The sequence below is a fragment of the Chitinilyticum piscinae genome (assembly GCF_015223195.1).
Lineage (GTDB): Bacteria > Pseudomonadota > Gammaproteobacteria > Burkholderiales > Chitinibacteraceae > Chitinilyticum > Chitinilyticum piscinae.
In genome coordinates, this window is the sequence record NZ_JADFUA010000015.1 from 29,885 (window position 1) to 52,014 (window position 22,130).

The following is a 22,130-nucleotide window of genomic DNA, read 5'->3' on the forward strand; positions in this document are numbered from 1 at the left end:
AACCTTCAACCAGACCGTTCGCCCAGCCTGTGGCAAATACTGGCGATAGGCGATCCGGCAAGACCGCCACTTCCGGATCGGAAGCCAACGGCTCAGCCAAGTCCTGCTCCCTCGCCTGCACCCACTCAGACAGTAACTCCACTTCCCACTACAACACCCATTGTTGTCACCACACCAACGTTGCCAATCACGCCAGCCCCACTTGCATTCAACCGACTGGAAGATTCTGACTCTAGAATCAAAATCACCGACTGGATGAGCACTCTGCAGGAAAGCCGCCAATACCCGACCCCCAACCCCGCGCCGGGAGCTACCCCCCCAGGCTCGACGCCCATGATGCCGGTGCGCCCCGAGCATGGCCTGACGCTGGAGCAGAACCCGCCCACCTTCACCTGGCCGATGCAGGATTTCACCAGCGATTATCAGCAAGTGGAATACATCCTGGAAATCCGCCACCCTGACGGGCATGTCGAGGCATTCAGCAGCCCCTACAACTGGTATCTGCCACGCAAGCTCTATTCGCCGGGCACCTATGAATGGCGGGTAACGGGCAAGGGGCTTGATCTCAAGCCCAATCTGGGCAAGGACTCGATCAGTGGCTGGCGGCGATTTACCATCAGTCCGACGGCAATGCCGCTTGTCGAGCAAAGCCAGCTGAGCTGGTTTGTGAACGATCGCAGCTGGTATGAGCAGGTAAAGCAGAGCCCGCATCCCCGGCTGCAACCCGAGCAGCTGATTGATGAGTTGCGCCCGGCATTGACGACCGGCGAGCGGTCGGAGATGTTCAAATACCTGATCAAGGATGTCAGAAATCAGGCCGCCCGCGCCGTGCTGCGTGACACGTCTGGAACTATCACGGCGGATTACAGACTGCCCGCCATGCCGGTGCTTGGCACGGAAACCATCGGTGGCCTCCCCCCCGAAAAGTACTACATCATCAAATCACAGGAAGTGCCAGCACGCGAACACCGACTGATCGCCAATTCAACGCTGGTCTGGCTCATTTACCGCCACTCCAGCAATCCTGACGAGCAGGCGCTCGCCCGGCTTGCCATGCAGGACGCCAAGGACCGCGTCATGAACCTGGCTGGCTGGCCCGGACTGGGGCTGGATGCCTATGCCGGCAATACCGATTCGGGCGCGCGCTGGACCTTGCTGGCGATGGTGCGCGGCTACGATGCGCTGTATCCGGTGCTGAGTCAGTCCGAGCGCGAGATGATCCTGCGAAACGCCCGTACCCGTTTTGCCAATATGGAGCCGGTGCTGATCGGGAAGCGCCGCTACATTGAGCGCACCCCGATGGATTCGCACAATGTCCAGGCCATCATGGCCATGGGAGGGATCACCGCCGTCCTCGCTGGCGATGAAATCAACGGTCAGGCGGCATTCGATGAAGCGGTCTTCTCCCGCTACGTACCCCTTATTTATGCATTCGGCTCGCCCTGGGGGGACAGCGATGGCGGCTGGACCAACAGTGGCGGCTATGGGACACAGCAACCGGATGGCAGTTATCTGCATCTGGATGCACTCAAGTACGCCGCGCAAATCGACCCCTATCGCCTGATGCAGCAGCGCAACTACATGCACTGGCATATGATTTCCAATCTGCCGGGGCGCATCCCTGCGCCGTTCGGTGACGGCGCCGATGTTGAAAAAACATTTCCCCGGCGTATGCCCGCATTTTGTACTCCCGCAATCCGACGCAGGATCTGGCGTGGTACTCGTCACAGTTGCCCCCGCCCAACGGCTTCCGATCATTCGCCAGGCTGATTTCACCAACCATTTCCGACAGCAAGGGTCTGGCCGGGCCGGACAACCGCAGTACGTCCGCGCTGTTCGAATCGGTAGGGCAGGTCACGATGCACAGCGATTTGACTGACAAAAATCGCACGACCATTCATTTCCGCTCCAGCCCCTATGGCGCCATCAATCACGGCCATGCCGACCAGAATGCGTTTACCGTCGGCAGTCAGGGCAGCGCCTTGCTGATCAGCAGTGGTGTTTATGACTATTATTTCTCACCTCATGCCCAAGCCTGGTACCGGCAGACCAAGGCCAGCAATGCCCTGACCTATGATGGCGGCATCGGCCAGCAGGCGGAACGCTGGTATGCGGCTACCGGCAAGATCAGAGCCTATATGGACGGCGGCGACTTCACGATCACCACTGGCGACGCCACACGCGCCTATGATCCGGCCACCATCCAGCGCGTCCTGCGCACGCTGGTATATCTGAAGGACAATCTGCTGCTGGTGCATGACGATGCCAGCGCCAGCAAACCCGTGAGCTGGGAATGGAATTTCCACACGCAGGAAGCCGCCAGTGCGGCGGGCGGACCACAGGGCATGATTGCGGTGCAGCGCGGCCAGGCCAAACTCTGCATGCAGCAGCTGGCGGGCTCGCCGCTGACCAAACTCGCGCAAACCGACCAATACCCGGTCAATCCGTCCACCAGCGGCTGGACGCCGACCCATCACGCCGTCTGGTCGGTGGCCACGCCAGGCACGAGCTTTGAAAGCCTGGTACTGATCGACATTGGCTGCCAGGAAAGCAGCAAGCCGGTGGTACAACGCGATGGCAGTGCGCTGCTGGTCAAGGTGCGGGATCGCGAATTCCGCTTCGAAGCCGGCAAGCTGCCGCAATATCGCTAAACGCAACAAAACACCTTGAGGAAATCCGGCGGGGCGTAGACTGCGGCAAGAAACGCGCTCGACATTCATCGCCAGTTGCTGCATGGCTTCACGCTGCTCGCCGGATGAATGCGAAATATCGCTCACCCTGTGCACCGTGTCTGCCATGCGCTGATTGATGTTGCGCAACGCCTCTTGCGCCCCCTCGACCAGCGCGACGCTTTTCCCGACATGCACAGCGCCTTCGCGCATGCCGCTGACCGCCAAGCTGGTATCGCACTGAATCGCCTGAATCATGCTGTTGATGATGGATCAGCGTGGCGGCGACGCCAGTGTGGAGAAACCACCTGCAGCGACAGGCAGCCACACCCCGGACCGTCGACAATGCCTCGGCCGAAGCTGCGCTTGCGACGAATAGTATAAAAATACGCAGGTATTACGCTGCAGCCATTTGCAGTGAATGGCCGCAGAAGCATGGACTGTACCGTATATATCAACCTTCCTTCCCGTCCGGCCTGGGCTGCAGGTACATCGGCAGGTGGCGGGCAGACCAGAGCGCCAGCACCAGTGCGATGCCGCCAGCAGCAAGCAGCAGCAACGGTATGCGCAGTGCGGACAGCCATTCGCCCAGGAGGCGCAGCAGTGTCAGGGTCTGCAGCAGCCAGAACAGTGTCCACGTCAGCCGGCTGGCGACGAGTGCGCGGCCGGAGTGGCCGAGCGTGACGCGGGTGACGAAGGCCAGCAGCATGGACAGCATGAAACCCAGCGCCAGCGCGTGCAGGCCGGCATGACCCGAGCCGCTGAGGGGCGACGCAATCGGGCCGGTTTCCAGCACCAGCAGTACCATTCCCAAGCCGGCCCACAGGAAGGCAATGTGCTGCATCGCCAGCAGCGGCACGTGCAGCGACTTTCGCAACTGCCAGCGCCAGCTGGTGTACAGCAGCTGCGCCGCCAGCAGAACATCAACAGGGTATGTGGCTACAGCCAATACATTTAAAAGGCCGTGTAACCATACCCCGCCAACCATCATGTAAAGCAACCAGTCCGGCCGCCACGACTGATAGGGTTGCAGCACGTTGGCCGAGAAAAACGGCAGCATGCGGTGGCAGACCACCAGAAACACCGGCAGCAGCATGCCCCACAGCAGCAGGGTTTCGGCGTAATGGATGAATTGCCACTGCGCAGTGATTGCGACGAAGGCGTACAAACCCAGCGCCACCGCCCCGAGTGCAAAGGCGGCCAGAATCAGTGCGGCGTGCTTGCGGTCCGGCGCGTGGCTGGCGCGGATGCGCCCCATCCAGATCAGGCAGGCCCACAGCCAGGCCAGCGTCTGCACGATACTGGCGATGGGCCAAAGCACGGGAAACCGCGTCGCCAGCAGCAGCCCGGCGCTACCCAGCGCATACGGCACGATGGCGGCGAGCCAGGCGCGGGTGGCTGGCGGCGCGACGCCCAGCCACTTCGGCCCGGCGGTGTAAATGAAGCCCAGCATGAACAGCGGAAAAAAGCCGCCCAGCATCAGTTGCCCGTGCAGAAAGCTCGGCGGCAGCTGTGAAACGCTTATGCCAAAGGTGCGTCCCGCCAGCTCCAGCAGCCACCACAGCAAGGCCAGCAGCAACACGCCGCCGCCCAGAAAGAAGCCGGCGCGGTGCGGCGCCTGAACAAGCTGGCGCAGTGACAACGCGGCGGGAGCGGGTTCCGGGTGGCTGGCCATGGCTGTTAATCTCCGCTGCACGCACAGCCGCCCGAACCGCAACCGGTATCGGCCGGCGGCGCTTCGAACTGCGGGAACAGCACGTTGTTTTCCAGATGGATGTGGCTGACGAGGTCGTCGCCCAGCTGCTTCAGCCCGGCGTAGAGCGCACGCCAGGTGGTGCAGGCTTCCGCCGGCGGCGTCATGTCATTGGTCAGTGCAGCCAGGCGCTCCAGATTGGCGCCATGCTCGACGTGCTCGCTGCGCATCATGCCGATCGGATGCACGACGAAGGGATTGCCGCCGCTTTTCAGCATCGGGAACAGCACCTGCTCTTCCTTCTGCATGTGCTCAAGCAGCTCGCCTTCGATTTCGGTCAGCAAGTCAGCCAGCCCGGCCGGGACATCCGGATGGCCGCGATGCACGGCTTCCACCCGCTTGGCCATGGCGATCAGCTCGGGCAGCTGGGCGCGGTGCACGTCGTGAAAGCGCTCCAGAATATGGTCGATCAGCTCGGACGCACTGGCGAATTGCGGCGCGGCGTCGCTGCGCTGCAGCGTGGCCAGCTCGGCGAGGATGGTCTGCACATCCAGCCCCTTGTCAGCAGCTGCCTGTTGCAGGCTGATCTGCCCGCCACAGCAGTAGTCGAGCTTCAGGCGGCGGAATACCGCGGTTGATCCGGGCAGCGCGACGGCGATCTGGCCGATGGCCTGCGCCGCGTCGATGGGCGTTTGCGGGGTAGTCATGGACGATTCTCCGGAAAATTGAAATAAAACAATTCAGTGCCGGGGCGACGGGACCAGCAAGAACACCTCAGGTTTTGCCTGTGGCCATCATGGGCTCCGCCCTTCCCGGTTTTGATCAATCTTTCAGGCTGCAGCCAGAATGCGGAAATCGATCACGATCTCGCCCGGCTCGCGCTGCACGTATTCGATGCGCACGCGCGGGCCGAAGAATTGCTCGATCTGCGCCAGGAGCGGCAGCGGGTCGTGGTCGTTGCAGAAGCGCATGGTTTCGCCCGGCTGCAGCGCATTGAGCGCGCCGAAAATCGCCGCGTGACGGAAACGCCGGGCGATGCCGCGCGCGTCAAAACCGTAGGTGCCGTCCTGAATGACGGGAATGGAACAATCGTGGGCCATGGTGAAACTCCTTCGGTAGTGTTGCCCCGGCAGACCGATCTGCCGGGGCAGTAGTTCAAACAAAAACAAACCAGATGAATGATCAAAAATAAATATTCAGACACATTGCGTGCTTCAGGCGCGGGCATCAGCACGCTTGCCGGACAGCGCCTCGGCGCGGCGCGGGCCAGTCAGCAAACGCCAGGCAAAAACCATCAGGAACACCACGCCCAGCGAGAACACGATGTCACCCGGCACGCGCAGCCAGACCAGAGTATGCATCACCGATGACTGGACGATGTCCACCGAGCGGGCATACCACAAGCCGCTGTCGATGCTGTGATAGGCCTGATAAATGCCGGCCGGCAGCAGGGACATGAACACCATCATCGCCAGGCCGATATTCATCAGCCAGTAGGCAATGGCGAGCGGTTTGTCCTGCCAGTTCTCGCGCGGATAGAGGCCGCGCAGGCAGAACAGCATCAGGCCGATGCCCAGCATGCCGTAGACGCCAAACAGTGCAGCATGGCCGTGCGCCGGGGTCATGTTGAGCCCCTGCACGTAATACAGCGCAATCGGCGGGTTGATGGCGAAGCCCAGCAAGCCGGCGCCAACCATGTTCCAGAAACCGACCGCGACAAAGCACAGGATCACCCAGCGATACGCCGCCACCCAGGGTGCGGCCTTGCTGCGGCGGTACATCGCCACGGCATCAAAGCCGATCAGCGTCAGCGGCACCACTTCCAGTGCCGAGAACACGGCGCCGATGGCGATCACCGACGTTGGCGTGCCGGTGAAATACAGGTGGTGCAGGGTGCCGAGAATGCCGCCGAACAGGAAGACGATGGTTTCCAGCACAATCGCGGCATTCGCGGTGGACGAGCGGATCAGGCCCAGACGGCTGAAAATCAGTGCAACCACGGCGGTGGCGAATACTTCAAAGAAGCCTTCCACCCACAGATGCACCAGCCACCAGCGCCAGTATTCAACCATCGAGTAATGCGTGCGTTGCCCCCAGACCAGCGATGCGGCATAAAAGAGGCCAATGCAGGTCGCCGACAGGAACACCATCGCGATCAGGCCACGGCTTTCGCCCGGTTTTTTCAGCGCCGGCCATAGTGCACGCCCCATCAGCAGCAGCCACAGCATCAGGCCGATAAAGAGGCCAATCTGCCAGACACGGCCCATGCTGGTGAATTCCAGCCCCTGGTTGCCCAGCCAGAAGGCAAAGCTGCTGCCCAGCCGTTCCTGCGTGCCGACCCAGCCGCAGATGAGCGAGCCCAGCGCCACTACGATCAGTGCCCAGAACAGCACATTGGTGCCCAGCTTCTGCAGCTTCGGTTCATGCCCGGAGAGCGCCGGCGAGATATACAGGCCGGTTGCCAGCCAGGCCGTGGCGATCCACAGCACGGCCAGTTGCGTGTGCATGGTGCGGCTGGCGACAAAAGGCAACAGTTCGCCCAGCGGCAGGCCGAAGAAGGTCTGGCCTTCCACCGAATAGTGCGCGGTCACGATGCCCATGATCACCTGCAGGGCAATCAGGGCGATGACCACGAAGAAATACTTGCGCGTGGCCAGCATCGATGGTGTTGGCTTGAGGTTGAACAGTGGATCGTTCTTGGGCGCAACCGGATCACCTTCATCCTTGTGCGCGTTGTGATACCAGATCATGGCGGCGATGCCGGCAATCAGCAGGATCACGCTGGCAATCGACCACATGCCGGCGCCGGGTGTCGGCGTGTTGCCGATTAGCGGCTCGTGCGGCCAGTTGCTGGTGTAGCTGAGGTTCGTCTCGCCCGGCCGGTCGGTGGCGGCCGACCACGACGACCAGAAAAAGAAGGCGGAAACCGCTTGCAGATCGGCCGCATCACGGATGCTGCCCGGCATCATGGCGTAGTCTTCACGCAGCGCATTGAGCGACTCGTCGGTGCCAAACAGGCCCGAATAATGCGCCGCCAGCGTCTTGATGACCACGGCGCGTTCGGTGCTGACCGTCAGTGTACCGCTTGCTGCGTCATAACGGTTTGCCCGCATTTCGGCTTTGGTATCCGCCAGAACGCTGGCTTGCTCACTGGCCGTCAGGACATCAAACGCCTTGTTGTACTGCTTTTTCGCCAGTTCATCGCGCAGACCGATGATCTCGCGATGCAGCCAGTCAGCCGACCAGTCCGGCGCAACATAACTGCCATGCCCCCAGACCGAACCGACCTGCTGGCCACCGGCTGATTGCCAGGCGCTCTGGCCTTGCTGAACCTGTTCACCGCGATAAAGCACTTCACCCGTGCTGCTGACGATCTGCGCCGGAATGGGCGGCTTGGCGAGATAGATCTCGCGGCCGATCCAGCCCAGCACGGCAAATGACAGCAAAAACACGACCAGCAAGCCGCGCCATCTCCAACTCAATGCACCCATTGCACTCCTCCCGGATGTTTAAACATGTATTATGCATGCGTATTATGCACGTCAGGCACAAACATGTAAAATAATTGCATGTTTTAATCAGGCAGGAGCCCGTCATGAAACGCAGTCCGGAACTGATTCACTTCTCGCGCGAACACCATCCGGCGCTTGTGCTGGCCAAGCGCATCCAGCGCGCACAAGACGGCGATCTGGATGCGCTGCTGCCTTCGGCGGCTTTTCTTGATGAACTGGAACGCCACTTCGCCGCCGAGGAAGCGCAATTTGCCCTGCAACTCGGCGGTCTGGCGCAACTGGCCAGCCGCTTCAACGCTGAGCACGCCAGTCTGCGTGCGCTGATGCACAAACTGCATGCAGGGGATGTCACGGCCTTGCCGGAATTTGGCCTCTTGCTTGAGGCGCATGTGCGTTTTGAGGAGCGTGAACTGTTTCCGGCGCTGGAAGCTGATGTCGATGGAGAAACCGGCTTTTTCAACAGCCTGTTAAACAGGCAAGGGAAATCCCCCGGCTCTGCCGGGGTGGCAGTAGAAGTTTGACTTTTGCGGGAGTCGCCCATCAGTAACACTGCTCTTTGTGAGCCGCCAAGCACACTAAGAGGAGTATCAAAGATGGACGACTTCGAAAGCCTAAGTCACAGCCGCTGGGAGTGTAAATACCACGTGGTCTTCATTCCCAAGTGCCGCAGGAAGGTGCTGTACGTACAACTCAGACAGCATCTCGGAGAAATTTTCCGGAAGTTGGCAGAGCAGAAGGAAAGCCGGGTGCTGGAAGGGCATCTGATGCCGGATCATGTGCACATGCTGTTATCGATTCCACCGAAATTCGCGGTGTCGCAGGTAGTCGGGTACATGAAGGGCAAGAGTGCGATTCATCTTGCGCGGGTGTATGGGGAGCGCAAGCGTAATTTCGTCGGGCAACATTTCTGGGCCAGAGGCTACTTTGTCTCAACGGTGGGTCGTGATGAGACGATGATTCGGGAATACATCAAGAATCAGGAAAAAGAGGACCAGAGGTTGGAGCAGTTGCAGCTGTGGTCATAGGGCTTGCCACCTCCTGATTAGGTAGCTACCTCAGCAAAGTACAATTCGTCATTCCCGCGAAAGCGGGAATCCAGCTGCAATGCCTGTTTGAGCGTCGCTCTGGATGCCGGCCTTCGCCGGCATGACGAGTTGCTGAGCTGGCTACCTAATCAGGTGCCACCTTGGGTGGCATTTGATTGGGGCGCGTTAGCGCCACCATTTAGCCGCTTTGAGCGGCTCACATTACGAAAGCCCCCGGCTTTGCCGGGGGATTGTTACTGCGCCCGAAGCCGCTCAGGCCACCGGCGTCAGCAGAATGCGTCCAAGCTGGGCCGCCAGCGCATCACGGTTTGCGCTCAGATCCGCCAGCGTATAACGATCCAGTGCCGCGTACATGGCTTCACGCGCCTCGAACAATGCGCGTTTGAGCACGCACATGCCATCAATGCGACAGCCGCCGCCCTCTTCAAAACATTCGACCACCGGCGCATCATCCTCGCACAGGCGCACCAGCATGCCGATGCGTATCTCTCTGGCCGGGCGGGCCAGCTTCATGCCGCCGCCCCGTCCGCGCAGTGTATCAATCAGGCCGGCTTTGCCCAGAAAATGCACGACTTTCATCAGATGGTTGTCCGATACGCCATAAGCCGCGGCAATCTGCGCGCGCGTTGCCAGTTCTTCCGGCTGCACGGCCAGATAGATCAATGTACGCAGGCAGTAATCGGTAAAGGCATTCAGGCGCATGACGCGGACTCGGTGCGAAGGTGGATATAAATATTGTACTTTAAATATATCTTTTCAAGATATACCGCATGTCCTGATCGTCATCCGGGCGATGTTTGCACGGATGCTTTTCGTGCTTACTGGATCAGGGGGATTCAAGCCGACACAACAACATGGTTTTGCCGTACGGAGACCGCTTGCTGCTGTCTTGTGAAAACCGGCAGAGAGGCTGCAAAAAGCAGTTCGGACCAGTTGGGGCCTACGGACGTTGCGCTGACGAGATCGGGAATTTGATCTAAAACAAACGTTTCCTGCATTGATAATGATAATATTTCTCGTTACTAATTAGCCGTCACTTACTTGCAATGCGCCACGTCGAACTCTCCGCGTCCCTTCTTTTACCGAGTGATGCCCAGCCTGCCGCCTTTGCCCGCCGGCAGGCCCTGATGCCGATGTGGGGGGCGCAACCGATTGCCGAGGCCGACTGGGCCGCGATCTGGCAAGCACAGCAAGCCGCGCCGCTGGCGACGGGCAGTCTTGCCTACATTCATATTCCCTTCTGCGCCAACCATTGCGTGTTCTGTGGTTTTTACCGCAATGGCTGGCAGGAAATGCAGGCCAGCCGGTTTGTCGAACGCCTGATTGCCGAGCTGGCGCATGAAGCCAGCCAGCGCCCGGCAGGGGGGCGGATTGATGCACTGTATTTTGGCGGCGGCACACCGACGCTGTTGCCGCCTGCCGAGCTGGCCAGGCTGATCGAGGCGGCGCGGCGTTATCTGCCACTGGCCGACGATTGCGAAATCACCATCGAAGGCCGCCTCAACGCCGAGTCCGCCACGCTGGTGGCGGCCTGCACAGAGGCAGGCGCGACGCGTTTTTCTTTTGGCGTGCAGACGTTTGATACGCCGCTGCGCCGCCGCATGGGCCGCAAACACGACGGTGAACAGATTGCGGGCTTCCTGCGCGAGCTGCGCAGGCAGAGTGCGGCCACGCTGGTCGTTGACCTGATGTTTGGCTTGCCGGGCCAGGATGAAGGCAGCCTGCTGGCTGACCTGGCCATTGCCACGACCCTGGATATGGATGGGCTGGATCTGTATGCCTTCAACGCCTATCCGGGCTTGCCCATGTTGCGCATGATCGAGAAAAAAGCGCTTGATCCCTTGCCGGGCCTGCCGGAGCAGGCGCAGCACTATGCCCTGGCCGTCAATGCCTTGCGTGATGGTGGCTGGCGGCAGCTCAGCAACAGTCATTTCGCCAGTGGCGGAAAAGAGCTGAACCGTTATAACGCGCTGATCAAGGCTGGACGTGATTGCCTGGCGTTTGGTTCGGGTGCGGGCGGCAAGCAGGCTGGCGTCAGTTATCAGGTGCAAGGTGATCTGGCGGCTTATCTGGCTACGCCAGTCACGGAAAAACCAATGTCCCATATGGCCTGGCAAAGCCCGCAGCATGCCACCATCGGGCAGCTGCAGGGCGCTCTGGATCAGGGTGAGCTGGGCGCCGAGCTGCTGGCCGAGCATCCCGTTCTACTGCCCCGCCTTACGGAATGGCAGGCGAAATCGTTGCTGCAATTTGCCAACGGCAAGGTCAGCCTGACCACGGCCGGCCGTTTCTGGGGGCCAACCATTACCCGCGAGCTGGTCATGCTCGCCACTACCAACCTTGATACCGCAGGAGCAACACAATGACATCCACCGCAACAGGCAAACGCCTCGGCGAAGCTGCGCGCCAGCAGATCACTGCTCGTCTGGCCAGCAATCCCGGCGTGATTCTCGAGCAACTGGCGGCGACCCACGAATGCAGCATGATCGAAATCATCGAATGCCTGCCTGCCGATATGTGGCAGCGTCTGCCTGGTGACAATTTTGTGCCGCTGCTGCAGGAAATTCACGGCTGGCAAACACCGGTAACGCTGCTGGTGCACAGTGCGGACGCCATTCTGGAATTCACCGGCCCATTGCCTCCCGGGTCGGTTGGCCACGGTTTTTACAATCTGGAAAATGCCAGCGGCCTGCATGGCCACCTGCGTTACCAGCATTGCGCAGCCATTTATCTGGTCGAGCGCCCTTTCATGAACAAGCCCACTGTCAGCCTGTTGTTCTGTAACACGGCCGGGCAAGTGATGTTCAAGATTTTCGTGGGGCGTGGCGAAGCGGGCGAATTGCTGGAGCAGCAGCATCAGGCGCTGCTGGATTTTGTCGAGGCGCATTGCTGCAAGGTGTGTGCATGAGCGCCACTCACGACCTGCTGATTTTTGGCGCCAGCGGCAAGCTCGGGCTGTGGCTGGTGCGGCACGCGCGGGAGCGCGGGCTGAGCGTTGCCGCCTTGTTGCGCGAAGAGCGTGACGCCAGTGCGCTTGAGGCGCTGGGCGTAACCATCCTGCGGGGAGATGCGCTGCTGCGCGCCGATTGCGAGCAGGCTGTCCGGCGCAGCGCGCCGCGCACGGTGATCAGCCTGCTGGGGGGCAAGGATGCCCAGGGGCGTCGTATTGATGCCACGGGCAACCTCAACGTGATTGCAGCCATGCAGGATTTGCCGGATTGCCGGCGTCTGTTGCTGATCACCTCTTATGGTTGCGGCGAGCAGTTCGAACTGCTGGGGGCGCCGGCCCAGGCGGCGCTGGGTGAAGCGCTGGCCGCCAAAACGCAGGCCGAGCAGGTGCTGCAACAAAGCGCATTGCTCTGGACCATCATCCGCCCGGCCGGCCTTTGCGATGCGGACGGGGTCAGCCGTTATACGCTGAACCCCGCACGGCAAGAAAACGCTGCGCCTTACCTGCCGCGCCATGATGTGGCATTGGCCATTTGCGATCAGCTGCGCGAGCCGGCCGCCATTGGCAAGATCATCACGGTGTTTGGCCCGCCCCGGGATGGAGATTGATTTCACCCCGTGACGTTCGAATGGTTGTGAGAGCGGACAAGCCTGCTCTTGCAACGTAAAGAACCGGCAGGGCGGGGCAATGGGTTAGTGGCCCGGGAGCAGGCGATAAATGGATTCTGCCGGCATCCCTTACAAAAATTTTGATATAAAGAATTATTCTCGTTATTATTTCCGTCCATGAATACGACACCGAACACGCCTCCGGCCGCCAGCACAGGCACGACCCTGCATAGTCATCAGCTCTTGCAGGGGCAGCGTCAGATCGTGATCGAGCATCGTGGCGAGCGCTATATCCTGCGCGAAACCAGTCAGGGCAAGCTGATCCTGACCAAGTAAGTCCGCCCCAAAAAATAATCTGCACGACTGCCAGTCCCGCCTTCTTGGTGTGGTAGCCAGCCGCAGCGCCTTCCGCATGGAAGATGCCCTGCTAGTCGAAGAACGGCGTTAGCCGTGACCAGTTGCGCCGCCAGGACTGCGCGATGGTCGGGTGCGTGGCGTCCCGTTTCTGCTCGAATTCGTTCAGCTACCGTTCGGCCTTGCTTACTGTTGCCGACTGGTAAATCCGCTTCAAATCCGCCGCCACTTCGGTGCGCTGTTTCCAGGATACGTAATTCAGGCTGTGCCGCACCATGTGCACAATACACAGTTGTGTTTTGGAGTGACCATGGTGTTTCCGGTCAATGCGGCAGTGTCCTGCCAAAAGACCATTTACACAAAATTCTGCACCCCCTCCCGGCTGAGCGGCGGATACGCCGAAACAATGGCCTGACTGGAAAACCCGACGCCCGTCAGTGAACTCGACCAGCAAAGCCATCTGCGCCAGCGCCGCATCCGCTTCGGGCAAACCATAGCGCCATCCGGCTTATATATGTATATATACATATATATAAAGGTTGCCCGTGACTTGCTAAAAATGGCCGACGTGCACGGACGAATGGCGCAAACCCTCGGTGATCATGGCTCACGCACACCGTATATATCTATATATATAGATATATATGTGCGCTGTTGATGGTTTTGCTCCCGGGCATCCGCAGATGCCAGTGTTCTCTGGCGGGACGCAATGTTACTTGTTGCGTATTGATGTAGATCAAATGAATCTTTATCATTTCGCTAATGATTCATGATTTACCGGAGAACAGCATGCTCGATCAGGCAACCCGACAACTAGTCAAAGGCACCGCGCCCGTGCTGCAACAACATGGCGTAGCCCTAACCAGGCACTTCTATGCACGCATGTTCCAGCACAATCCCGAGCTGAAAGAGATTTTCAACCAGGGGCATCAGCACAATGGCAGCCAGCAGCAAGCACTGGCGATGGCGGTCGCCGCTTATGCGGAACACATTGACGACCCCAGCGTGTTGTTGCCGGTGCTGGAGCGGGTCGCCGCCAAGCACGTCAGTCTGGGTATCCGCAAGGAACATTACGCCATTGTCGGCAAGCATCTGCTGGCCTCCATTTCCGAAGTGCTGGGGGAGGCTGCCAGCGCCGAATTGCTGGCGGCCTGGGCTGCGGCCTATCAGCAACTGGCGGATATTCTGGTCACCATGGAACAGGGCTTGTACGACAAGGCCGCCACCAGTGCTGGCGGCTGGACAGGCTGGCGGAGCTTCCGTGTGCAGCGCAAACGTTTCGAGAGTGCCGAAATCACCTCGTTCTATCTGGCGCCAGCGGATGGCGGGAGTGTGCCGGAGTTCCATCCGGGCCAGTACATTTCGGTGCGCGCGGCCATTCCAGCGCTGGGTTACCGGCAAGCACGGCAGTACAGCCTGTCGGCTGCGCCGGGCGAAGCGTTCTTCCGGATTTCCGTCAAACGCGAAGCGGGCAGCGACGATACGCCGGAAGGCATGATTTCCAACTACCTGCATCAACAGGTTGAGGTGGGTGATTTGCTGGAAATTGCTCCGCCGGCCGGTGATTTTTTCCTGCACGATGACCGCAAGACGCCCGTTGTGCTGATCAGTGCCGGCGTTGGCATTACGCCGATGATGTCGATGCTGGAGCACCTGGCACGCTCGGCGCAAAAGCGCAGCGTGCGCTTCTTCCATGCCAGCCGCCATGCGGGCGTAGAGGCCTTTGCCGGGCGGGTGAGCGAACTGATTGCCGCACTGCCCGATGCGCAATCCTGGATCGTGCATCAGGACAAGCATCCGGATTATCCGGCCGACCATCACGATGCGCTGGGCCATCTGGATTTGCATGCCGCCAGCAAGGTGACGCCTTTGCCTGCCGATGCCGATTACTACCTGTGCGGCCCGGTGGGTTTCATGCAACAGCAGGTCAAGGCGCTGCAACAGCTGGGTGTCGCCAATAAGCGCATACACCACGAGGTCTTCGCCACCGGTGGCCTGATGCAATAACAGGGTGTTGAAAAAGTCGCTTTCTCCATCAGCATCAAGCACCAGGCAAAGCCCGGCTCAAATGGATCTTTGAAGAATTAACGACTTGCATCTTTCATTTCATACATTTTTCCCGGCTTTGCCGGAAAAAACGAGGCACCGGGTGTTTTTCAACACCCTGCTAAATCCGGAGCTCCGGGCCGGAATTGATCTGTGGCGGGAGGAGTCAGTCATGGAACAGATGGTCAACACCTGGGCGGCGCCCTTCCCCGACGCGGGGCCCGCCGGGAAATGGACAGCCGAAACAATCACCGCGATTCGCCACTGGTCGCCGACGCTGCTTTCTTTCCGCGTCACCCGTTCGCCGGCATTCCGCTTCAAACCCGGACATTACGCCCGCCTGGCGCTGCCGGATGAGCAAGGCCAGCCGGTCTGGCGGCCTTACTCGCTGGTGTCCGCCAGCCATGACGATCACCTCGAATTTCTGGTGATCCGCATCCCCGGCGGCGCATTTTCGAATGCGCTGGCGCGGCTGCAGGTGGGCTCGACATTGCTGGTCGAAAAAAACACCTTCGGCTTTCTCACGCTGGAACAACTGGCGCCGGGAAAAGTGCTCTGGCTGCTGGCCAGCGGCACCGGGCTGGGCCCGATGATGTCCATACTGCAAGAACCCGCGACATGGCGCGACTTTGAACGCATCATCGTGGCGCACAGCGTGCGCCATGCGGTCGAGCTGGCCTACCGCGAGGAGATCGTCGCCCTGGCTGATAATGCACTGCTGGCGGAGGGCGGCGCCAGTCTTTGCTATGTGCCGATCGTGACGCGCGACACGAGCCATGCCGGATTGCGGCAACGCATTCCGGCGCTGCTGACCAGCGGCCAGCTGGAAGACGCCGCGCAGTGCACGCTGGACGTGGCCGGCTCGCGGCTGATGGTCTGCGGCAATCCGGAGATGACGGCGGAGCTGCGCAGCTGGCTGGCCGGACGCGGCTTTGCCACAACGCGCCGTGGCATCCGCGGGCAAATGGCCTTCGAGCAATACTGGTAGCCTGCATCACCAGCGCCATGCCGCATAGGCATAGGAAATAAGAACTATTCCATTTTACGGGGCATGAATTCACAATGGCGGCTCATCCTTCAGGGAGTTATCCATATGCGAACACTGCTGCTGGCCGGCGTTCTCGCCGGTATTTTCGCCACCGGCGCCCAGGCTGCCGAATACCCGATTGGCAAACCGACCATCAAGAACGGCATGGAAATCGCTGCGGTCTATCTGCAGCCCGTAACCATGGAGCCGCCGGGAATGATGCGCGAGGCCGCCCAGAGCGACATCCATCTCGAAGCCGACATTCATGCCGCCAAGGCCAATGCCAACGGTTTTGGTGAAGGCGAATGGATGCCCAATCTGGTGATCCAGTACGAAATCCAGAAAGTCGGCAGCAAAAATGTCATCAAGGGTGATTTCATGCCGATGGTGGCCTCCGACGGCCCGCATTATGGCGACAACATCAAGCTGGAAGGCCCCGGCAAGTACAAGCTGAAATACCGGATTTCGCCACCGTCGGCCAATGCACACGCCCACTTTGGCCGCCATGTCGACAAGGAAACAGGCGTTGCTGCCTGGTGGCAGCCGTTCGAGCTCAGCTATGAATTCAGCTATGCCGGCACCGGCAAGAAGGGCGGTTACTGATGGATGCGGCGGGCCACGAAGGTGGCCCGTTGTGGAGCAAAGTCATGCGCATGATTGCATTAGCACTGCTGTCCGTCAGCGCGATGGGTAACACCCTTGCCGCTGACATGCCGACATTCCGCATTGAAATGAATGATGGCAAGATGACGCCGACGCGCATCGAAGCGCCCGCCAAAACCCGTTTCCGCATCGAAGTCGTCAACAAGGGCAAAACACCGGCCGAATTCGAAAGCCTGCCCTTGCGCAAGGAAAAGGTGCTCGCTCCGGGCGTCACCTCATCGGTAGTGGTGATGGGCGCATCTCCTGGTGAATACATCTATTTCGATGACTTCCATCCGCAGGCGCGTGGCGTGATTGTCATCCGTTAGCAGGGTGTTGAAAAACACCCTGTGTCTCGTTTTTTCCGGCAAAGCCGGGAAAAATGTACCTGATTAGGCAGCTATCTCAGCAAAGTACAATTCGTCATTCCCGCGAAAGCGGGAATCCAGCTGCAATGCCTGTTCGAGCGTCGCTCTGGATGCCGGCCTTCGCCGGCATGACGAGTTGCTGAGCTGGCTACCTATTGATCCGGCCCTGTGATGTTTTAAGTCGTGGGAGCGAGCTTGCTCGCGATCAACAGGGCTTCGCGAGCAAGCTCGCTCCCACGAAAATTCAAACTTCAGAAGGCCGGATCAATAATCAGGAAAATGTATGAAAAATAAACTGCAAGTCGTTGATTTTTCAAGAGGCCATTTGCACCGGGCTTTGCCCGGTGCTTGGTGCTGCCGGAAAAGCCGGCTTTTTCAACAGCCTGTTGGAATCCGGATTTTTGGCGGCGGCCGCCTGTTTTGATAGGAAACACCATGGAACAAGTCGCTTTCATTGTCTGGCGCGAAAGCGTCGAGGCTTTGCTGGTCATCGGGATTCTGTACGCCTGGATCAGACAAAGCGGCGAAACCCGCGCCATGCCGTATCTGTGGGGAGGTGTCGGCGCCGGCCTGGCGCTATCGGCGCTGCTGGCAACGGCGCTGCTGGGCATGATGAACGGTTTGTCCGATGCCTTGCAGGAATACCTGCTTGCCGCCATGCCCATTGCCGCCTGTGCCCTGATCGTGCAGATGGTGGTGTGGATGCGCCGCAATGGCAGAACATTGCGCTCCGAACTGGAGCAGGGCATGGCCAGCAAAGCCGCGCGCGCCAACTGGTGGGGCTTGCTGATGCTGGTTGCCCTGGCGGTGGCGCGTGAAGGCTCGGAAACCGTGGTTTTCCTGTATGGCAGCATCGCCGGACAAGCGGTTTCCGCCAGCTTTTTCGCCGCTGCCGGCGCGGGCTTCATGGCCGCCCTGGCGACCTTCTGGGCATTGCAATCGGGCGGGCGCTGGATCTCGTGGCGCGCTTTTTTCCGGATATCCGAAATCATGCTGCTGTTGCTGGCCGGCGCCATGCTCAATACCGGCATTGAGCGCCTGATCGGCAATGGCGTCCTCCCGGCCCTGATCGATCCCTTGTGGGACAGCTCGGCGCTGCTGGATGACAGTGCCGGTTTGGGCAAGGCGCTGGCTGATTTTGCCGGCTACCGCGCGCATCCGGCGCTGCTGCTGCTGATCGTCTGGGGCATGTACTGGCTGGCATCCCTCTGGCTGCTGACAAGGCAGAACAAGCCGGGCGCGCAATGAGCGCTTGCCAGCACGACACGCCCGCCATGGCGTGCTGTGGCGCATCCCGTCCTGTACGGCAGCGCTTTCCGGCGCGGTTTGGTGATGTCCTGCGCGACCATGCACACTGGCTGCGCCGCCTGCAATGGCTGGTGGTTCTGGTCTATCTGGCCTTGCTGGTCATTCCCGCCATTCTCCCCCTGCCGCCGGATAGCGCCCGTGCGTTTGACCATGTCACGGTCGCGGCGCAGTTCATGTTCTGGGGTATCTGGTGGCCTTTCGTGCTGTTGTCCATGGTGCTGATGGGGCGCGCCTGGTGCGGCTGGCTCTGTCCTGAGGGCATGCTGGCCGAATGGAGCAGCGAGCGTGGGCGCGGCGGCGCCATTCCGCGCTGGATACGCTGGGAAGGCTGGCCCTTTCTGGCCTTTGTCCTGACCACGCTGTACGGGCAACTGGTCAGCGTCTATCAGTACCCCAAGGCCGCCTTGCTGGTTCTGGGCGGCTCCACCGTTGCCGCAATGCTGGCAGGCTACTGGTACGGCAGAAACAAGCGTGTCTGGTGCCGTTACCTGTGCCCGGTCAATGGCGTATTCCATCTGCTGGCCAAGCTCGCCCCCTGGCATTACCGTGTTGACAGCGAGGCCTGGCGCAAGAGCAAGGGCCAGGTCATTATCCCGATCAACTGCGCGCCGCTGGTGCCGCTGGCCCAGATGAAAGGCGCAGCGCAGTGCCATATGTGTGGCCGCTGCAGCGGCTACCGCGATGCAATCGAGCTGGCCGTGCGTTCACCCGAGAACGAGATTGTTCATGTCGCGCACGGTGACAAATGGCAGGCGCGGCTGATTCTGACCGGCATGATGGGCATCGCCGTTGGCGCCTTTCAGTGGAGCGCCAGCCCGCATCTGGTCAGCATCAAGCAGGCGCTTGCCGCCTGGCTGATCGAGCGTGATGTTTACTGGCCACTGGACGACAGCGCGCCCTGGTGGCTGCTGACACACTACCCGGAGCTTAACGACAGCTTTTCCTGGCTGGATGGCGCACTGATCGCCGCCTACATCCTCGGCGGCGGCATGTTGCTGGGATTGGCTTACGCGATTCTGCTCAGGATCGCAGACGCCTGTCTGCCCGGCAAAACCGCCGGCAGCTGGACCGTCCTGGCCCAATCCTTCATTCCTGCCGCAGGGTGCGGCGTGTTTCTCGGCCTGTCGATGACGACATTGACACTGCTCCGGCACGAAGGCGTGAGCACTGGCTGGGCCGGCCCCGCACGCGCCATCCTGCTGGCCGTCGCGCTGCTCTGGTCGCTGCGCCTGTTCTGGCGGCTGGCCGCTCGGCGTGGCGGCGTACTGGCGCGCCGGCTGCTGGCCCTGTTGCCGGCGGCAGCGGCGCTGGCCCTGTTCGGCTGGCAATGGGTTTTGTTGTTCTGGCGCTGGTAACCCCGCCGCAACGAACGGCCGATCGCGCCCGCGCCAGCCTGGCATTCGCCCGGAGGCTTATCCGGGTTAAACTGGCGCCCGGATGCGCCATGCCATACGGGCTGAATGCCCGGCCAGCGCGAGGAACGATACAAGGCAGGGGAAACAATGCGAGATGGCGTGAGCACCGAGGCGGACACCTGCCGCGAATTCGTCACCCCCCGTCTGATGGAGGCGGGCTGGGGCGTTGCCCCCCACTCGATTGGCGAGCAGCGCAGCTTCACCAACGGTCGCCTCATCGTGGCGGGTGGCAAGGTTCGCCGTGGCCAGCAGAAGCGCGCCGACTATCTGCTGTATTACCGCCGCGACTACCACTCTTGCCGTGGTCGAAGCCAAGGACATCGGCCAGCCGGCGGAAACGGGCGTGCAGCAGGCCCGCGAGTACGCGGAAATCCTCGGCCTGAAATTCGCCTACGCCACCAATGGCCGGCGCATCATCGAAATCGACTACACCACCGGCGCCGAGCGTGAGGTAGACCGCTACGCCACGCCCGACGAGCTGTTCGCCAGATTGACGGCGGCCACGGCGTTGCCACAAAACACCGCGTCGCACCTGCTCGAACCCTTCAACCTTGTCTCCGGCAAAGTCCCGCGCTACTACCAGCAGATTGCAATCCATCGCGTCATTGAATCCATTCTCCTCGGGCAAAAGCGCATTCTTGCCACACTCGCCACCGGCACCGGCAAAACCTGCGTTGCCTTCCAGATCTGCTGGAAGTTGTGGAACAGCCGCTGGAACCGCACCGGCGAGCACCGCCGGCCCAAGATCCTGTTCCTGGCTGACCGCAACATCCTGATTGATGACCCGATGGCCAGAATGTTCGCGCCCTTTGGCGATGCGCGGCACAAGATCACCGGTGGCGACACCAGCCAGAGCCGTGACATGTACTTCGGCATTTACCAGGCGCTGAGCACCGCCAGCGCGGACGTATTCCGCCAGTACCGTCCGGATTTTTTCGACCTCATCATCATTGACGAATGCCATCGCGGCGCCAGCCGTGATGAAAGCGCCTGGCGTGCGGTACTCGATTATTTCGAGCCCGCCGTGCAGTTCGGCATGACCGCCACGCCGCTGCGTGAGGAGTCGCGCGACAGTTACGACTACTTCGGCAACCCCGTCTACACCTACAGCCTGCGCCAGGGCATCGAGGATGGCTTTCTGGTCCCGTACCGCGTGCACCGTGTCATCACCACGGTGGATGCCGCAGGCTGGCGTCCCGGCAAGGATGAGCTGGACCGCTACGGGCGTGAAATACCTGATGACGAGTACCAGACCAAAGACTTCGAACGTGTGGTCGCGCTGCGCTCGCGCACGCGGGCGATGGCCCGCCACCTGACCGGCCTGCTCAAAGGCACCGACCGCTTCGCCAAAACGCTGGTGTTTTGCGTCGATCAGGAACACGCCGCCGAAATGCGCCAGGAGTTGCTCAACCTCAACAGCGATCTGGTTCGGCAATATCCCGACTACGTCTGCCGCGTCACCGCCGACGAGGGCGCGATTGGCCTTGCCCATCTGTCGCACTTTCAGGACGTGGACAAGCCCACGCCAGTCATCCTCACCACCTCCCAGTTGCTCACCACCGGCGTCGATGCCGAAATGGTCAGGAACGTCGTGCTGGCGCGCGTGGTGGGCTCCCGCGCCGAATTCAAGCAGATCGTCGGCCGTGGCACGCGGCTGAAGGTGGATTACGGCAAAGAGTATTTCAACATCATCGACTTTACCGGCACGGCCACGCAGCATTTTGCCGACCCCGATTTCGACGGCTCCCCGGCGCGCATTGAAGAAGTGACGGTCGATGAATCGGGTGAGGTCGTCGAAACCGCCGCAGACGAAGTGCCCGGCGTGGCAGAGCCCGAAGCCGAGTACGTGGCCGAAACTGGACAGGGTGATGACACTGGCGGCAACGGCGAAATCATCACCGAACCGCCGGCAGAACCCCGCAAGTTCTACATCGATGGCGGCGAAGTCGAAGTGATTGGCCATCTGGTCTACGACCTCGACACCGCCGGCAAGAAACTGCAGGTCGTCAAGTACACCGAATATTCAGGCCGCGCTGTACGCACGCTCTACCCGACCCGCGAAGCGCTGCAATCGGCCTGGGCCAATCCCGACACCCGTGCCGACGTGTTGCGCGAGCTGACCGAGCGCGGCATCAGCTTCGAGGAACTGGCCGCCAGCAGTGAACAACCCGATGCGGATCCCTTCGACCTGCTCTGCCATCTGGGCTGGAATGCGCCGCTGCTTACTCGCCGCCAGCGTGTGGAAGCCGCCAAGCGCCAAACCCGGGACCTGTTTGCGCAACACGGCGAGACCGCCCGCGAAATTCTGTCGCTGCTGCTCGACCGCTATGTCGAGCGCGGCATTTTGCAATTCAATACGCTGTCCGAGCTGATGAAGGTGCAGCCCTTCGACCGCTACGGCAGTCCAACCGAAATCGCCACCCGCCACTTTGGCGGCGTGCGCGGCATGAAGGACGCCGTGTCGCAGCTACAGATCGCGCTGTACCAATAAC

Annotated in this window: 21 protein-coding genes and 1 pseudogene; 15 read left to right on the top strand and 7 right to left on the bottom strand. The window is 60.7% G+C overall.

Annotation, left to right across the window (positions count from 1 at the left end; all coding sequences use genetic code 11):
* Positions 1-255: 255 nt before the first annotated feature.
* Positions 256-1,770: a hypothetical protein gene (locus tag INR99_RS16425; RefSeq protein WP_194117436.1), complete on the top strand. Its 1,515-nt coding sequence runs from the start codon at positions 256-258 to the stop codon at positions 1,768-1,770.
* A complete protein-coding gene (locus INR99_RS16430; RefSeq protein WP_228098390.1) occupies positions 1,731-2,651 on the top strand; it encodes a heparinase II/III domain-containing protein in 921 nt (306 codons plus the stop codon). The genes INR99_RS16425 and INR99_RS16430 overlap by 40 nt, the downstream gene beginning before the upstream one ends.
* A 472-nt stretch (positions 2,652-3,123) precedes the next feature.
* On the opposite strand, the gene INR99_RS16435 is transcribed toward INR99_RS16430, so the two are convergent.
* The 4 genes from INR99_RS16435 to INR99_RS16450 all read right to left on the bottom strand — a co-directional run bounded on the left by INR99_RS16435 (position 3,124) and on the right by INR99_RS16450 (position 7,853).
* Complete coding sequence (locus INR99_RS16435) at positions 3,124-4,344, bottom strand: NnrS family protein (RefSeq protein ID WP_194117438.1); 1,221 nt, start codon at positions 4,342-4,344, stop codon at positions 3,124-3,126.
* Between the two features lie 5 nt (positions 4,345-4,349).
* A complete protein-coding gene (gene ytfE, locus INR99_RS16440) occupies positions 4,350-5,069 on the bottom strand; it encodes an iron-sulfur cluster repair protein YtfE (RefSeq protein WP_194117439.1) in 720 nt (239 codons plus the stop codon).
* A 123-nt stretch (positions 5,070-5,192) separates the two neighbouring features.
* A complete protein-coding gene (locus INR99_RS16445) occupies positions 5,193-5,462 on the bottom strand; it encodes a DUF2249 domain-containing protein (RefSeq protein WP_194117440.1) in 270 nt (89 codons plus the stop codon).
* Between the two features lie 114 nt (positions 5,463-5,576).
* Positions 5,577-7,853 carry a nitric-oxide reductase large subunit gene (locus tag INR99_RS16450; protein WP_194117441.1) on the bottom strand — a complete coding sequence of 759 codons (2,277 nt, stop codon included), beginning with the start codon at positions 7,851-7,853 and terminating at the stop codon, positions 5,577-5,579.
* A 104-nt stretch (positions 7,854-7,957) separates the two neighbouring features.
* On the opposite strand from INR99_RS16450, the gene INR99_RS16455 reads away from it, so the two are divergent.
* Positions 7,958-8,395 carry a hemerythrin domain-containing protein gene (locus INR99_RS16455; protein ID WP_194117442.1) on the top strand — a complete coding sequence of 146 codons (438 nt, stop codon included), beginning with the start codon at positions 7,958-7,960 and terminating at the stop codon, positions 8,393-8,395.
* A gap of 72 nt (positions 8,396-8,467) precedes the next feature.
* Positions 8,468-8,899, top strand: coding sequence for an IS200/IS605 family transposase (gene tnpA, locus INR99_RS16460; protein WP_028455501.1), 432 nt, complete (start codon positions 8,468-8,470; stop codon positions 8,897-8,899).
* Between the two features lie 273 nt (positions 8,900-9,172).
* Here the strand turns inward: tnpA and INR99_RS16465 are convergent, their stop codons facing one another.
* Positions 9,173-9,622 (bottom strand): RrF2 family transcriptional regulator, encoded by a 450-nt coding sequence (locus INR99_RS16465; RefSeq protein ID WP_194117443.1) that lies wholly within the window; start codon positions 9,620-9,622, stop codon positions 9,173-9,175.
* Positions 9,623-9,966: 344 nt separating this feature from the next.
* On the opposite strand from INR99_RS16465, the gene hutW reads away from it, so the two are divergent.
* The 4 genes from hutW to hemP all read left to right on the top strand — a co-directional run bounded on the left by hutW (position 9,967) and on the right by hemP (position 12,814).
* Positions 9,967-11,286 carry a heme anaerobic degradation radical SAM methyltransferase ChuW/HutW gene (hutW, locus tag INR99_RS16470; protein ID WP_228098391.1) on the top strand — a complete coding sequence of 440 codons (1,320 nt, stop codon included), beginning with the start codon at positions 9,967-9,969 and terminating at the stop codon, positions 11,284-11,286.
* On the top strand, positions 11,283-11,828 hold the full coding sequence (gene hutX, locus INR99_RS17590; protein ID WP_228098392.1) for a heme utilization cystosolic carrier protein HutX: 546 nt from the start codon (positions 11,283-11,285) through the stop codon (positions 11,826-11,828). Before hutW ends, hutX begins: the two co-directional genes overlap by 4 nt.
* Positions 11,825-12,478, top strand: coding sequence for an NAD(P)-dependent oxidoreductase (locus tag INR99_RS16475; RefSeq protein ID WP_194117444.1), 654 nt, complete (start codon positions 11,825-11,827; stop codon positions 12,476-12,478). Before hutX ends, INR99_RS16475 begins: the two co-directional genes overlap by 4 nt.
* A 177-nt stretch (positions 12,479-12,655) precedes the next feature.
* A complete protein-coding gene (hemP, locus tag INR99_RS16480; RefSeq protein ID WP_194117445.1) occupies positions 12,656-12,814 on the top strand; it encodes a hemin uptake protein HemP in 159 nt (52 codons plus the stop codon).
* Positions 12,815-12,908: 94 nt separating this feature from the next.
* On the opposite strand, the pseudogene INR99_RS16485 reads toward hemP, so the two are convergent.
* A pseudogene (locus tag INR99_RS16485) lies at positions 12,909-13,193 on the bottom strand (transposase); the annotation flags it as partial.
* A 428-nt stretch (positions 13,194-13,621) separates the two neighbouring features.
* Between INR99_RS16485 and hmpA the strand changes: the two are divergent.
* The 4 genes from hmpA to INR99_RS16505 all read left to right on the top strand — a co-directional run bounded on the left by hmpA (position 13,622) and on the right by INR99_RS16505 (position 16,876).
* Positions 13,622-14,839, top strand: coding sequence for an NO-inducible flavohemoprotein (gene hmpA / locus INR99_RS16490; protein ID WP_194117446.1), 1,218 nt, complete (start codon positions 13,622-13,624; stop codon positions 14,837-14,839).
* Between the two features lie 211 nt (positions 14,840-15,050).
* Complete coding sequence (locus INR99_RS16495) at positions 15,051-15,866, top strand: ferredoxin--NADP reductase (protein WP_228098393.1); 816 nt, start codon at positions 15,051-15,053, stop codon at positions 15,864-15,866.
* A gap of 105 nt (positions 15,867-15,971) precedes the next feature.
* On the top strand, positions 15,972-16,508 hold the full coding sequence (locus INR99_RS16500; RefSeq protein WP_194117447.1) for an iron transporter: 537 nt from the start codon (positions 15,972-15,974) through the stop codon (positions 16,506-16,508).
* A gap of 44 nt (positions 16,509-16,552) precedes the next feature.
* The gene (locus INR99_RS16505) at positions 16,553-16,876 is read left to right on the top strand and encodes a cupredoxin domain-containing protein (protein WP_194117448.1); all 324 of its coding nucleotides are present in this window, start codon (positions 16,553-16,555) and stop codon (positions 16,874-16,876) included.
* A gap of 290 nt (positions 16,877-17,166) precedes the next feature.
* Here INR99_RS16505 and INR99_RS16510 read toward each other — a convergent pair whose 3' ends face one another.
* A complete protein-coding gene (locus tag INR99_RS16510; RefSeq protein ID WP_194117449.1) occupies positions 17,167-17,352 on the bottom strand; it encodes a hypothetical protein in 186 nt (61 codons plus the stop codon).
* Between INR99_RS16510 and INR99_RS16515 the strand changes: the two genes are divergently transcribed.
* The 3 genes from INR99_RS16515 to hsdR all read left to right on the top strand — a co-directional run bounded on the left by INR99_RS16515 (position 17,351) and on the right by hsdR (position 22,129).
* Entirely contained in the window at positions 17,351-18,163 is an 813-nt protein-coding gene (locus INR99_RS16515; RefSeq protein ID WP_194117450.1) for an FTR1 family iron permease, read from the top strand. The genes INR99_RS16510 and INR99_RS16515 overlap by 2 nt on opposite strands.
* A complete protein-coding gene (locus INR99_RS16520; RefSeq protein ID WP_228098394.1) occupies positions 18,160-19,578 on the top strand; it encodes a 4Fe-4S binding protein in 1,419 nt (472 codons plus the stop codon). Before INR99_RS16515 ends, INR99_RS16520 begins: the two co-directional genes overlap by 4 nt.
* Positions 19,579-19,879: 301 nt before the next feature.
* Entirely contained in the window at positions 19,880-22,129 is a 2,250-nt protein-coding gene (hsdR, locus tag INR99_RS16525; protein ID WP_308431509.1) for an EcoAI/FtnUII family type I restriction enzme subunit R, read from the top strand.
* Position 22,130: the final 1 nt, after the last annotated feature.

Bases quoted from the DNA above. Each gene is read 5' to 3' on its own strand.
- hutW (WP_228098391.1), top strand. From the start codon at position 9,967: ATGCGCCACGTCGAACTCTCCGCGTCCCTTCTTTTACCGAGTGATGCC.
- INR99_RS16435 (WP_194117438.1), bottom strand. From the start codon at position 4,344: ATGGCCAGCCACCCGGAACCCGCTCCCGCCGCGTTGTCACTGCGCCAG.
- INR99_RS16500 (WP_194117447.1), top strand. From the start codon at position 15,972: ATGCGAACACTGCTGCTGGCCGGCGTTCTCGCCGGTATTTTCGCCACC.
- tnpA (WP_028455501.1), top strand. From the start codon at position 8,468: ATGGACGACTTCGAAAGCCTAAGTCACAGCCGCTGGGAGTGTAAATAC.
- INR99_RS16425 (WP_194117436.1), top strand. From the start codon at position 256: ATGAGCACTCTGCAGGAAAGCCGCCAATACCCGACCCCCAACCCCGCG.
- INR99_RS16445 (WP_194117440.1), bottom strand. From the start codon at position 5,462: ATGGCCCACGATTGTTCCATTCCCGTCATTCAGGACGGCACCTACGGT.
- INR99_RS16520 (WP_228098394.1), top strand. From the start codon at position 18,160: ATGAGCGCTTGCCAGCACGACACGCCCGCCATGGCGTGCTGTGGCGCA.
- ytfE (WP_194117439.1), bottom strand. From the start codon at position 5,069: ATGACTACCCCGCAAACGCCCATCGACGCGGCGCAGGCCATCGGCCAG.
- INR99_RS16450 (WP_194117441.1), bottom strand. From the start codon at position 7,853: ATGGGTGCATTGAGTTGGAGATGGCGCGGCTTGCTGGTCGTGTTTTTG.
- hemP (WP_194117445.1), top strand. From the start codon at position 12,656: ATGAATACGACACCGAACACGCCTCCGGCCGCCAGCACAGGCACGACC.
- INR99_RS16465 (WP_194117443.1), bottom strand. From the start codon at position 9,622: ATGCGCCTGAATGCCTTTACCGATTACTGCCTGCGTACATTGATCTAT.
- INR99_RS16515 (WP_194117450.1), top strand. From the start codon at position 17,351: ATGGAACAAGTCGCTTTCATTGTCTGGCGCGAAAGCGTCGAGGCTTTG.
- INR99_RS16510 (WP_194117449.1), bottom strand. From the start codon at position 17,352: ATGGTGTTTCCTATCAAAACAGGCGGCCGCCGCCAAAAATCCGGATTC.
- hutX (WP_228098392.1), top strand. From the start codon at position 11,283: ATGACATCCACCGCAACAGGCAAACGCCTCGGCGAAGCTGCGCGCCAG.
- INR99_RS16505 (WP_194117448.1), top strand. From the start codon at position 16,553: ATGCGCATGATTGCATTAGCACTGCTGTCCGTCAGCGCGATGGGTAAC.
- INR99_RS16455 (WP_194117442.1), top strand. From the start codon at position 7,958: ATGAAACGCAGTCCGGAACTGATTCACTTCTCGCGCGAACACCATCCG.
- INR99_RS16475 (WP_194117444.1), top strand. From the start codon at position 11,825: ATGAGCGCCACTCACGACCTGCTGATTTTTGGCGCCAGCGGCAAGCTC.
- INR99_RS16495 (WP_228098393.1), top strand. From the start codon at position 15,051: ATGGAACAGATGGTCAACACCTGGGCGGCGCCCTTCCCCGACGCGGGG.
- hmpA (WP_194117446.1), top strand. From the start codon at position 13,622: ATGCTCGATCAGGCAACCCGACAACTAGTCAAAGGCACCGCGCCCGTG.